We start from the raw sequence: 12201 nt of genomic DNA, 5'->3' as shown, positions 1-12201 counted from the left end.
GACTCATGAACCCGACGCACGACCACGTAGACCCGAACGCCATTATCGAACGCCTGTTCCCAGCTACCCCACCCACCATACCCCCATCCTCGAATGTGTGTGCGACATCCGTTCGGCCCCGTCCCACCTGCGCGAACACCCCCCGACCCGGACTGTGGGGACATGTCACACACACCGGGCCCCCGCACGCGAAGCGGCTCCTTCCTCGGTGAGGTGAAGGACGCCGTCACCCCGCGGGCCACCCTGCTCGTGCTCGGCGTGATCGCGCTCCAGCTGCTCTTCATCGCCTCCTACGTGGGGGCGCTGCACGATCCGAGAGCGAAGGACGTGCCCTTCGGGGTGGCCGCGCCCGGAGCGGCCGCCGGGCAGACGGTGGACCGGCTGGAGCGGCTGCCCGGCTCCCCGCTGGACCCGCGCACGGTGGCCGACGAGGCGAGCGCCCGGCGGCAGATCATGAACCGGGAGATCGACGGCGCCCTGATCGTGGACCCCGGGGGCGGGCAGGACACCCTGCTGGTCGCCTCCGGCGGCGGCACCGCCCTCGCCACCACCCTGGAGCGCGTCGTCGGCCAGGCGGAGCAGGCAGAGAAGCGCACGACGCGGACCGTCGACGTGGCCCCGGCCTCGTCCCACGACTTCAACGGGCTGTCGTCCTTCTACCTGGTCGTGGGCTGGTGCGTGGGCGGCTACCTGTGCGCCTCGATCCTGGCGATCAGCACCGGCGCCCGGCCGTCCAACCCGCGCCGGGCGGCGATCCGGCTGATCGTGATGGCGCTGGTCGCGATCGCCGGCGGGCTCGGCGGCGCGGTGATCGTCGGGCCGATCCTGGGCGCACTGCCCGGCGGAGTGGTGGACCTGTGGGGGCTCGGCGCGCTGATCACCTTCGCGGTGGGTGCCGCCACGCTCGCCCTCCAGGGCGTCTTCGGGATCGTCGGCATCGGTCTCGCGATCCTGCTGGTGGTGATCGCGGGCAACCCGAGCGCGGGCGGCGCCTTCCCGCTGCCGCTGCTGCCGCCGTTCTGGAAGGCGATCGGCCCGGCGCTGCCGCCGGGCGCGGGCACCTGGACGGCCCGCTCGATCGCCTACTTCAAGGGGAACGACGTGACCGCGTCCCTGCTGGTGCTGTGGGCGTGGGCGGTCGCGGGGACGGTGATCACGATGCTGGCGGCCGTGCTGCAGCCCCGCGGGCGGCAGGGGACGGAACTGCCGCCGGGTGCGGCGGGCTGACCGCCGTACCCGCGCGGAAGCGCCGTCCGCACCCCGGGCGCACGCGGAAGTCCCGCCCCTCGCGCGCGGGACGGGACTTCACTGGTGCGGGTACCGCTCAGCGGACCTGCGGGCTCAGCCGATCTGCGTGCCGGTGGCCGACAGGGCCTCCGTCACCGGCTGGAAGAAGGTCTCGCCGCCCGAGGTGCAGTCGCCGCTGCCGCCGGAGGTGAGGCCGATGGCCTTGTCGCCCGAGAAGAGCGAGCCGCCGCTGTCGCCGGGCTCGGCGCAGACGTCGGTCTGGATCAGGCCGTTGACGATGTCGCCGTTGCCGTAGTTCACGGTGGCGTCCAGGCCGGTGACCGTGCCGTCGTGCACCTGGGTGGTGGAGCCGCTGCGGGTCACCTGCATGCCGACGGTGGCCTCGGCGGCGCCCGAGATGGCCTGCGAGGAGCCGTTGTAGAGGTTCACCTCGCTCGGGTGGTCCACGTCGGCGGTGTACTTGACCAGGCCGTAGTCGTTGTCCGGGAAGCTGGACGCCTCGTTCTCGCCGATGACGTTCCCGGAGGAGTCCGACCAGGTCGAGATGGACTCGGTGCAGTGACCGGCGGTGATGAAGTACGGCTCGCCGCCCTTGGTCACGTTGAAGCCGAGCGAGCAGCGCCCGCCGCCTCCGGTGATGGCGTCGCCGCCCGAGACGAAGGGCTTGTACTCGCCCTTGGTCCGCTTGAGCTCGGCCTTGGCGCCCAGCCCGTCGACCACCTTGGTCAGCTTGGCCAGTTCGGCCTTGGAGACCGTGCGGTCGGCGGTGACGACGACCTTGTTGGTGGTCGGGTCGGTCGCCCAGGACGTGCCCGGAATGGCCGCGTCCTCGGTGAGGGTGGTGCGCGCGCTCTTCAGGTCGGCGAGCGAGTTCTCGACGACTCTCGCCTTGGCGCCGGCCTCCTCGACGGTCTGCGCGGCGCTCTGGTCGAGCACGTTGACGACGAGGCTCTTGGCCTGCGCGTCGTAGTACGTGCCCGCGGCGTCGGAGCCGAGGTCGCCGATCAGCGTGGTGGCGAGCTTCCCGGCCGCCGTGACCGACAGGGTCTCGGGTGCGGAGGCCGACTCGGACTCGCTGGCGTTCGCGGTCTGGAAGGTGACTCCCGCGGCGACCAGTGCGGTGATACCCGCACCTACCACGGCCGCCCGCCGCCTGGGTATGCGTCGGTGCTTCAACTCACGTCCTCCTGTGGGGGGTCGGTCCGCGAGGTTGTGGGGACCCCGTGAACCGGAAGGCTGGTTGACGAGCGTTAACTCTTCCGATTCCCCAGCCCGTACACAAGGTCGACTTAAGGACGTGCGCACGACAACTCCAGTGTGGTCACACGGCCTTCACCTCCTCACCGCGAGGAGGCCCGGACGTTCACTCCGGGCAAGGCGCGCGGCCGCGGCCTCCACCCACGGCGGGAGTTCCGTGCGGGGCCGGGCAGTCCGAGAACGGCGTCGTCCTCCCCGGCGGCACCGACTGAGCCCCCGCACACCGTCGCTTCGGTGTACGGGGGCTCGTCACGCCGCCGGCGGCGCTCGATACGTGAACGGTGACGGGCTGACGGACTAGTAGACGCTGACGCCGTAGGCGCTCAGGGCCTCCGTCACCGGCTGGAAGAAGGTCGTGCCGCCGGAGGAGCAGTTGCCGCTGCCGCCGGAGGTCAGGCCGTACGCGGTGCCGTTGCTGCCGTAGAGCGGGCCGCCGGAGTCGCCGGGCTCGGCGCAGACCGTGGTCTGGATCAGCCCGGAGACGACGTCGCCGCCGCCGTAGTTGACGGTGGCGTTCAGGGCGGTGACCCGGCCGCTGTGGGTACCGCTGGTGGAGCCGTCACGGATGACGGTGGTGCCCACGCTCGGGGTGGCCGCGCGGGTGATGTCCACACCGTTTGCGGTGCCGGGCCGGGAGACGGAGCCCGTGTACTGCACGATGCCGTAGTCGTTGCCCGGGAAGCTGGAGCCCGCCGTCTGGCCGATGACGGTGCCGCCGGAGCTGGAGCGCCAGGCGCCGGCGCCGTCGGTGCAGTGACCGGCGGTCAGGAAGTACTCGGCGCCGCTGCTGCTGCGGACGTTGAAGCCGAGGGAGCAGCGCCAGCTGCTCGCGTAGATGGCGTCACCGCCCTGGATGAGCTTGTTGAACGTGCCGGGGGTGCGCTTGATCGTGAGCGCGCCGGCCTTGTCGCCGGCCTGCTCCTTGATCTTCGCGATCTCGGCCTGGGAGACCGTGCTGTCGACGGTGACGAGCACCTCGCCGGACTGCTTGTCGACGGCCCAGGCGGTGCCCGGGACGTCGGCCTTGAGCACCGCGTTGCCGGCACTGCTCAGCTCGGCGGCGCTGAAGGTGGCGGGGGTGGGTGCGGCGGCGTTCGCGCTGGGGATCGCGACGGCGGCTGCGGCCACGAGGCCGGTGGATACGGCGATCAGCCGAGTCCGTCTCGTGATGCCGCTGCGGGGGGTGGTGCGCTTGATCCTCACTTTTCGTTCCTCCACAGGGGAAGTCGGGGGCCCCTCTTGTGGGGTCGGGGGCCCGTGAGGCGCAGCCAGGGACGGACCTCCGGGTTCCGGATACGTCGTGCCCCTGACAAGCGCTGAGGTTGGAGTATTCGGCCGAACGACCGGTCGGCGCAAGGGTGCCTTTCGGCCGTCAAGCTTTGAACGACTTTTACCCACCCGTCCCCTTCCCGCCCGCTCCCGTCAACGCCCGCCGCACTCGGCGCAGTCCGCGCTCCCCCCTCGACGCGGGCCGCAAGGGTGTCCCCCGGCATCGGGAAGGTACAGACGAAGCGGCCGGCGAACGCGCACGGCGGCCCCGACGGAGGCATCGCACGCCGCCGCCCGTCGCCCACCGCCCGCGGTGTCCGGAAGTCGCCCGTCCGGATGGCCCTCCGGTCAGTGCGCGCCGGCGAGGACGAGCGGCCCGCGGGGCCCCGGGACGGCGGCGGCGAGCGCGGAACGGCTCGGATGACGGCGCCTCAGCAGTCGCACCCGCAGCCGTCGCAGCAGCATCCGTCGCTGCAGTTGCTGCAGCAGTCGCAGCAGTCGCAGCAGTTCCCGCAGTCGCAGTTGGAGCAGAGCCCTTCCCTGCGCTGCCCGCTCCAGGGGTCGTTGAAGGTGCCGCAGCACATCTGGCACGTGCAGGCCAGACCCAGCCACACGGCGCACCCTGCGAGCAGCCCGCGCCGGTCGCGGCGCGGCGGCTCCGGGGGCGTCGGCCCACCGGGACCGCCGGGCACACCCGGGGTGCCGGGAGGGGCGTACGGATGGCCGCCATGGGCGCACGAGACGGTGCCGAACGCGCGGTCCACGGACGCGCCCAGCTCGTGCGCGAGCAGCCGGTGCACCAGCCGGCCGTCGGTGAACTCGGCCTCCCGCAGTGCCAGCCGCACCCCGTGCACGGCGTCGTCGGCGAGCCGCCGGGCCTCGGTGAGTGGCGTCCCGGTGGCGGTGAGCGGGTTCCAGGCGCCGGACGCGGCGTCGGCCTCCCGGTCCTCGACGGCGTCGAGGAGGTGGGCGAGCCGGCCGAAGAGGCGGCCGGCCTCGGCGAGCGGCACGGCGTTGTGCGGCCGACCGGCGAGGTGCGCGGTGTGCGCGAAGGCGGCGGCGGTCGCCGTCTCGGTCGGCTCGGTCACGGTGAGCAGCGGTGTGCCGGGCCCGGCGAGGGCCTCGATGCCGCCCTGCCGGTCCACGGCGTCGACCAGTACGGCGGTGTCGAAGCCGACGGCGCCGCCGCCGCGCGCTCCGGCCGCGTCCCAGCCGCCGGCGATCCGGCGGGCGGCGAGGGCCACCGGCCGGCGGGCCAGCAGGCCGTCGCCGTCGGCGACATGGTCGCGCACCTTGGCCGAGGCCAGTACCAGGGAGACGGCCGCCGCCAGCCGGGCGCCCTCACCGTGCGCGACGGAGGCGGTGCGCATCCCGCGCAACGGACAGGGCCCGGCGGTGCGCCGCCCGGCGCCCGCGCCGCCCCGCCCGGCCTGAGCCTCCGTCAAAACCGATATGAGCAGCCCGTCATAGTTCGTCACGATCCGCGCGAACTGCCCGTGGTCCTTGCGCAGCGCGAGGCACAACCCGCACAAATGAGCCATCCACTGGCTTGTGAGGCTCTCTCCGAGCCGGTGCCTGCACGGCCTGACGATTCCGAACACGACGCTCCCCCGTGGTTGGTACGACGCTGAGCTGCGGCATCGTACCGACCGCCGGCTTCACCCGTACGCACCCGTCCTCACCCGTGTGCCGTGAAGAATCATATTTCACTCACAGTCAGCATCCGTTTGGGAAAGGACCCTTGGGACACAAGGACTCTCGACGGATCCGCTGTGCACCAGTACCGTCACAAACCCCCCGCGCGGCGTCTATCCACTTGGCGCGACGTCCGCATCATGGATGACCATAGGGATGCGGAAGCACAAAAGACCGCTGTGAGAGGAGGCGTCCATGGGATCGGTACGCAAGGCGAGTGCGTGGCTCGGCCTCGTCGACGACAACGATGACGAGCGTTACTACGACGACGACTACTCCGAGGGCACCGAGCAGCCCGGGGACGCCTGGGTCACGGACCCGCGGGTGAAGGTGGCCTCGGACGTGGCCGAGGAGAAGGGCCGCCGCATCGCGACGGTCACCCCGGACAGCTTCCGGGACGCACGGGCCATCGGTGAGCTGTTCCGGGACGGCGTCCCGGTCATCGTGAACCTGACGGCCATGGAGGGCACCGACGCCAAGCGCGTGGTGGACTTCGCGGCCGGGCTCATCTTCGGCCTGCGCGGTTCGATCGAGCGGGTGTCCACCCGGGTGTTCCTGCTGAGCCCGGCCGACACCCAGGTCATCAGCGGCGAGCCCGCCGCGCACCGTTCCGACGGTTTCTTCAACCAGAGCTGAGGCGGGGCCGCACACCACGGCCCCGCCCCGCCGGCTCTTACCGGAAGGCGTCGAGCCCGGTGAGCGCCTTGCCCAGCACCAGCTGGTGCATCTCGACGGTGCCCTCGTAGGTGAGCACCGATTCCAGGTTCGTCGCGTGCCGCATGACCGGGTATTCGAGCGAGATCCCGTTGGCACCGAGGATCGTCCGGGCCGTACGGCAGATGTCGATGGCCTCCCGCACGTTGTTGAGCTTGCCGAAGCTGACCTGCTCGGGACGCAGGCGGCCGGCGTCCATGCGCCGCCCCAGGTGGTGGGCGAGCAGGATCCCCTTGTGCAGTTCGACCGCCATGTCGGCGAGCTTGGCCTGGGTGAGCTGGAAGCCTCCGATGGCCCGCCCGAACTGCTCCCGCGACTTCGCGTACTCCAGGGCCGCCTCGAAGGAGCTGCGCGCCGCGCCCATCGAGCCCCAGACGATCCCGTAACGGGCGTGCGAGAGACAGCTGAGCGGTCCGCGCAGGCCCGTCGCCTCCGGCAGTACGGCGTCGGCGGGCAGCCGCACGTCGTCGAGAACCAGCTCACTGGTGACGGACGCCCGCAGGGACCACTTGTGCTTGATCTCGGGGGCGGAGAACCCCGCGCTGTCGGCCGGCACCACGAATCCGCGGACGCCCTCCTCGGTCTGCGCCCACACGACGGCGACGCCGGCCACCGAGCCGTTGGTGATCCACATCTTGCGCCCGTTGAGCACCCAGTCCCCGCCGGCGTCGCGCTTGGCGCGGGTGCGCATGTTGGCCGGGTCGGACCCGTGATCGGGCTCGGTGAGCCCGAAGCACCCGATGACCTCACCGGCGGCCATGCGCGGCAGCCACGTCTCCTTCTGCTCCTCGCTGCCGAAGCGGTGGATGGCGTACATGGCGAGGGAGCCCTGTACGGAGACGAGGGAGCGGATGCCGGAGTCGGCGGCCTCCAGCTCCAGACAGGCGAGCCCGTACTGGACGGCGCTCGCGCCGGCGCAGCCGTACCCCTTGAGCGACATGCCGAGCGCGCCGATGCCGCCGAGTTCGCGCGCGAGCTCCCGGATCCCGGGCAGCTCGCCCTTCTCGTACCAGTCCGCGATGTACGGCAGCACGCGGTCCGCGGCCCAGCCCCGCACGGTGTCCCGGATCGCCAGGTCCTCCGGCTCGAGGAGGTCGTCGACGCCGAGGGGATCGGCGGGATCGAACGCGGGCAACTTGGGGGACGCGGCCATGGGACACCCTCCGGGGACTATAAAACTAGCGTCGCTAGTTACGGCTCTCACGCCGACGTTACGACGCGACGCCCCGCACGTCCACCATGCCCGTCTCCCACCCACGCACCACCCGTTCACCGTCGGCACCAAGCCGAACGTCGCCCGTGGGGGTGACCCACCGCCGGCGGCTTGCGGCCGACGGCGGACCACACCGGCCCGCGGCCGGAGCGGGTGGTGCGGCGATTCCCGGTCGCGATGCCCGAGGCCGCGGCAAACCACAACCCGCAGCCGCCGACGCTCCTCCCACCCGCCCCCGACGGTGAACGGGCGATACGCGGCTGAGAGACCACACGGCAAAGCCGAACCACGACCCCGCAGCCGCCGACGACACCGAACCACCCACAGACAACGCCCACCCCACTCCCGACGGCGAACGGGCGATACACGGGTGGGAGACCACACGGCGAAGCCGGACCACGACCCCACAGCCGCCGACGACGCCGAGCCACCCACGGGCAACGCCCACCCCGCTCCCGGCGGTGAACGGGTGGTGCGTGGGTGGGAGACGGGTCGGTCACACCGAGACGCGGGACTCCACCGCGTCCCGCGGCGCCGGCACGGACACCGCCTCGCACTGCATCACCCGCGGCAACCGCAACGCCATCACCGCCCCCAGCAGCAACAACCCCGCACTCACCACCAACGTCACATGCAGCCCGTGCACGAACGCATCCCCCGCGGCCCGCCGCAACGCCACCCCCGCCGGCCCCCCAAGCTGCGCAGCAACCTCGTACGCCTCCCCCAGCGAATGCCCCGCCGCCACCGACGCCGACGACGGCACCCCCTGCACGCCCCCCGTCAGCCCGGGCGCGTACGCCGCGTTCATCACACTGCCCAGCAGCGCGATGCCGATCCCGGCGCCCAGCTGGTACGAGGTCTCCCCGATCGCCGCCGCACCCCCCGACTGCTCCTGCGGCGCCTCGCTCAGCATCGACTCGTACGCGCCGAACAGCGTCGTCTCCAGACCGAAGCCGAGCAGCACGAACCCGGTCAGCAGCAGCGCGCAGTTGTCGGCCCGGCCCATCGCCGTCAGCAGCAGCACCGCGAAGGCGGTCAGACAGAACCCCGCGCACACCGTCCGCCGCGGCCCGAAGCGCCGCAGCAGCCGCGCCCCCGCCAGCCCCGCCGCCATCGCCGCGAAGGTCAGCGGCAGCAGCCGCAGCCCGGTCTCCAGCGGGGACAGCCCGAGCACCAGCTGCAGATACTGCGCCGCGATCAGCTCCAGACCCACCAGCGCCAGCATCGCCAGCACGATGCACCCCACCGACGTACTGAACGCCGGCCGCCGGAACATCGCGAGGTCCACCAGCGGATACGTGCGCCGCCGCTGCCGGCGTACGAAGCCCGCCAGCAGCGCCGCCCCCGCCACCAGCGGCAGCAGGGTGAGCAGGCTCGCCACCGGCTCACCGCCGCCCAGCCGCTTCACGCCCAGGACGACCCCGAACAGTCCGCCCGCCGCCATCAGCGCGCCGACCACGTCCCAGGGCCCGCGGCCGTCGCCCTTCGACTCGGGCAGCAGCAGCCGCCCCACCGGCAGGCTGACCAGCATCAGCGGGATGTTGACGAGGAAGACCGAGCCCCACCAGAAGTGTTCGAGCAGGAACCCGCCGAGCAGCGGTCCGACCGCCGCCCCGACCGCGGCCACCGCGCTCCAGATGCCGATGGCCAGCGCCCGCTCCCGCCGGTCGGGGAAGACCTGCCTCAGGATCGACAGCGTCGCCGGCATGATCATGGCGCCGCCGACGCCTAGCAGCGCACGGGCCGCGATCAGCACCTGGGCGCCCTCCGCGAGCGCCGCGAGCGCGGAGGCGACGCCGAAGAGGGCGTAGCCGAGCAGGAGGATCCGTCTGCGGCCCACCCGGTCGCCCAGCGTGCCGAAGAGGATCAGCAGCGCGGCGCAGACCAGCGGATAGACGTCGACGATCCAGAGCAGTTCGATGGCGCCGGGCCTGAGGTCCTCGGTGACGGCGGGGACCGCCACGTGCAGCACGGTCGCGTCGACGGCGACGAGCAGCAGGCTGACACAGAGGACGACCAGGACCACCCAGCGGTTGGCACCGGCCCCGGCCGCCCGACGGCGCGGCGCAGCGGCAGCCGTGGTCGTACCGGACATGTACGTACCTCCAAGATGTTCCCTCGCGTCCGGCGGGCCACGGGGTGGGGACTCCCCTGCGGCTCGGCCGGAGAGGAGCGGGGGGCTCCGGGCCGTGCAACGGAACGCGAGTGACTCGTCAGGTTACGCGAGACCTGGCAACGCACACGTGGCGGGCCTCACACATCCCGCGTCACCCGTGTGGTGTGTGCCACTGCGACCGCCGCCCCGCCCGCCCGGCGGGACGGCGGCCCCCGCACCCGGCAGATAATCGAGCCCGTGACCGATCTTGAAACGCGCACCGCGGGCCGCACCGGCGCCCCGGGTCTGCCCGGTGCCCTGCGCCGGGCCGCCCCGGCACTCCTCGGCTACGCGGCCGTACGCGCCCTGGGCCTGCTCGCCCTGGCCGTGTGGAGCGCGGCGCGCGACAAGAGCGCGTACACGCTGTTGACGGCCCGCTGGGACTCTCTCTGGTACACGAGGGTCGCCGAGCTGGGGTACGGCTACGAGGTACGGCTGCCGAACGGCGACGTCCACTCCAACCTGGCCTTCTTCCCGCTGCTGCCCTGGCTGGAGCGGCTCGGCGCGGCGGTGACGCCCCTGTCGTACGCCGACGCGGGCTTCGTCGTCTCCCTGCTCGCCTCGCTCGCCGCGGCCTGGGGGATCTTCACGGTGGCGGACCACGTGTACGACCGCCGGGCCGGCGTGTGCGCCGTGCTGCTGTGGGCCGTGCTGCCTGTCGGGGTCGTGCAGTCGATGGCGTACAGCGAGTCACTGTTCACGGCGCTGGCCGCCTGGTCGCTGTACGCGGTCCTGACGGGGCGCTGGGTGACGGCGGGGATCCTGGCCGCGCTGGCCGGGCTGACCCGCCCGGTGGGGCTCGCGGTGACGGCGGCGGTGTGGGTCGCCGCGATCCCGGCGTTCACGCGGAACCGGGACGGCCGCGACCGCGCGCGGCGCCTGCTCGGCATGCTGCTCGCGCCCCTGGGCGCCGCCGGGTACGTCCTGTGGGTCGGCCACCGCACCGGCAGGGGCCCCCTCGGCTACCTCGACGTCCAGGCCGGCTGGCGCAACGGCTTCGACGGGGGCGCGGCCTTCGCCCGCTTCGTCGCGGCGAAGTTCACGTCGTTCCCGGCGGCCCTGGCCGGTGTCGGGCTGATCGTCGGGGTCGCGCTGCTGGTCCGGCTGTACGTGGTGTGCGTACGGCAGCGCCAGCCGATCCCGCTGCTGGTGTACGCGGGGATCGTCGCCCTGCTCGCCCTGTGCGCGTCGAGCTACTTCGGCTCGAAGCCCCGGCTGCTGCTGCCCGCGTTCCCGCTGCTGTTCCCCCTGGCCCTGGGCCTGGCCCGGCTGCGCACCACCCGGTCGGCGCCCCTCGTGTGCGGGATCGCGGCGGCGTCCGCGGTGTACGGGGCGTTCTGGCTGAACGGCTCGGGACCGCCCTGACCGGCAGGGGCCGCCCGATGGCCGCCGGGACAATTCCGTACCAGCATTCGGTGAACGAATTCATAAGCGCGATAAAACCGCCGGCCGGGCAGATCAAAGGAATTGAAGTCCACGGCCGGACAGGATTGCGGATTACCCGGAAATAAGGCGCCTCCTGAGAGCAATCCCACATCACATCGTCATCACAAAGCCGTTGATTCGTCAGGGATCACTCCTCACTCGCTGTAACGTCGATTGGGTGCGTACCGAACGGAAGCCCACCCGTCTGGACCGGGTGTTCGCGAGACTGGACCGGGAGCCGGAACGACCGGAGCTCCTGGACGCGCCGGAGATGTCCCGGCACAGGTTCGCGCTGTTCGCCGGAACCCTCGCGTTCTACCTCGCGATCGTGTGGGCCGTGGTGATCACCTCGTGGCTGGTCCGGCTCGACTGGCAGGTCATGTTCTTCCGGCCCTACCAGCAGTGGCCCGAGATCCACGCGTTCGTCGACTACTACGTGGTGCTCGGTCAGCGCGGCCCCACCGCGGTGATGGTCGCGGCCTGGCTCGGCTGGCGCTCCTGGCGGCAGCACACCCTGCGTCCGCTGCTGGCGCTCGGCGTCTCCCTGCTCCTGCTGAACGCCACGGTCGGCGCCGCCAAGTACGGCATGGGCCGGCTCGGACCTCACTACGCCACCACGATCGGCGCCAACGAGATGTGGCTCGGCGGCGATATATTTCCGAGCGGTCACACCGCGAACGCCGTCGTCACCTGGGGCATCCTCGCCTACCTGGCCTCGACGCACCGCGCCCGGCGCTGGCTGTCCGCACTGTCCGCGGTCACCTCGCTCGGGGTGGGCATGTCCACCGTCTACCTCGGTACGCACTGGCTCAGCGACGTGCTGCTCGGCTGGGTGGCGGGGCTGCTGATCCTGCTGGCGCTCCCCTGGTTCGAGCCGCTGATCACCCGCGCGGAGGCGTGGATCCTCGGCCTGCGCGACCGCTGGTACGCCTCTCGCGCCCGCGGGAGGACGGCACGGCGGCCGGTGCGCCCGCCCGCGGCCGTCGCCCCGCCCGGCCCGGCCCGGCCGGAGACACCGGCCCGCGAGCCGGTCGCCTCACCCCGCACCGCCCGGGCCCCGGTGCACCTGGCTCCGGGCCCGCACACGGCCCGCTCGGACCGTACGCCGGTGACGCCGGCCGGCAGCCGCCGGCCGCCGCACGCGGACCGTCACCCGCGCAGCTCCGCCCAGGCCGCACGCCCCCTGTCGGGCGGCTGACCGCGGCGCCTGGGGCCGGCGGGCGCG

At 72.5% G+C, this 12201-nt stretch carries 9 protein-coding genes; 4 read left to right on the top strand and 5 right to left on the bottom strand.

The window, feature by feature from the left end; genetic code table 11:
- Positions 1-162: 162 nt before the first annotated feature.
- Complete coding sequence (locus ACIQFU_RS29200) at positions 163-1227, top strand: DUF3533 domain-containing protein (protein WP_402555381.1); 1065 nt, start codon at positions 163-165, stop codon at positions 1225-1227.
- Between the two features lie 114 nt (positions 1228-1341).
- On the opposite strand, the gene ACIQFU_RS29195 is transcribed toward ACIQFU_RS29200, so the two are convergent.
- From ACIQFU_RS29195 to ACIQFU_RS29185, 3 genes are all read right to left on the bottom strand, one after another.
- Positions 1342-2424, bottom strand: coding sequence for a S1 family peptidase (locus tag ACIQFU_RS29195; protein WP_402555380.1), 1083 nt, complete (start codon positions 2422-2424; stop codon positions 1342-1344).
- Between the two features lie 378 nt (positions 2425-2802).
- Entirely contained in the window at positions 2803-3708 is a 906-nt protein-coding gene (locus ACIQFU_RS29190; RefSeq protein ID WP_402555378.1) for a S1 family peptidase, read from the bottom strand.
- A 497-nt stretch (positions 3709-4205) separates the two neighbouring features.
- Complete coding sequence (locus tag ACIQFU_RS29185; protein WP_402555376.1) at positions 4206-5375, bottom strand: DUF5685 family protein; 1170 nt, start codon at positions 5373-5375, stop codon at positions 4206-4208.
- 289 nt (positions 5376-5664) lie between these two features.
- Between ACIQFU_RS29185 and ACIQFU_RS29180 the strand changes: the two genes are divergently transcribed.
- The gene (locus tag ACIQFU_RS29180) at positions 5665-6105 is read left to right on the top strand and encodes a cell division protein SepF (RefSeq protein ID WP_007447969.1); all 441 of its coding nucleotides are present in this window, start codon (positions 5665-5667) and stop codon (positions 6103-6105) included.
- 37 nt (positions 6106-6142) lie between these two features.
- Here ACIQFU_RS29180 and ACIQFU_RS29175 read toward each other — a convergent pair whose 3' ends face one another.
- Together ACIQFU_RS29175 and ACIQFU_RS29170 are read right to left on the bottom strand one after the other, a co-directional pair.
- Positions 6143-7336 carry an acyl-CoA dehydrogenase family protein gene (locus ACIQFU_RS29175; protein ID WP_402555374.1) on the bottom strand — a complete coding sequence of 398 codons (1194 nt, stop codon included), beginning with the start codon at positions 7334-7336 and terminating at the stop codon, positions 6143-6145.
- Between the two features lie 556 nt (positions 7337-7892).
- A complete protein-coding gene (locus ACIQFU_RS29170) occupies positions 7893-9491 on the bottom strand; it encodes an MFS transporter (protein WP_402555373.1) in 1599 nt (532 codons plus the stop codon).
- A 258-nt stretch (positions 9492-9749) separates the two neighbouring features.
- Between ACIQFU_RS29170 and ACIQFU_RS29165 the strand changes: the two genes are divergently transcribed.
- On the top strand, positions 9750-10916 hold the full coding sequence (locus tag ACIQFU_RS29165) for a mannosyltransferase family protein (RefSeq protein ID WP_402555371.1): 1167 nt from the start codon (positions 9750-9752) through the stop codon (positions 10914-10916).
- Between the two features lie 238 nt (positions 10917-11154).
- Positions 11155-12174: a phosphatase PAP2 family protein gene (locus ACIQFU_RS29160; protein WP_402555370.1), complete on the top strand. Its 1020-nt coding sequence runs from the start codon at positions 11155-11157 to the stop codon at positions 12172-12174.
- Positions 12175-12201: the final 27 nt, after the last annotated feature.

Source organism: Streptomyces sp. NPDC093065, assembly GCF_044754585.1.
Lineage (GTDB): Bacteria > Actinomycetota > Actinomycetes > Streptomycetales > Streptomycetaceae > Streptomyces.
The sequence above is the reverse complement of the archived record's forward strand: the minus strand, read 5'-3'. Positions and strand labels throughout refer to the sequence as shown.

Bases quoted from the DNA above. Each gene is read 5' to 3' on its own strand.
- ACIQFU_RS29170 (WP_402555373.1), bottom strand. From the start codon at position 9,491: ATGTCCGGTACGACCACGGCTGCCGCTGCGCCGCGCCGTCGGGCGGCC.
- ACIQFU_RS29200 (WP_402555381.1), top strand. From the start codon at position 163: ATGTCACACACACCGGGCCCCCGCACGCGAAGCGGCTCCTTCCTCGGT.
- ACIQFU_RS29175 (WP_402555374.1), bottom strand. From the start codon at position 7,336: ATGGCCGCGTCCCCCAAGTTGCCCGCGTTCGATCCCGCCGATCCCCTC.
- ACIQFU_RS29180 (WP_007447969.1), top strand. From the start codon at position 5,665: ATGGGATCGGTACGCAAGGCGAGTGCGTGGCTCGGCCTCGTCGACGAC.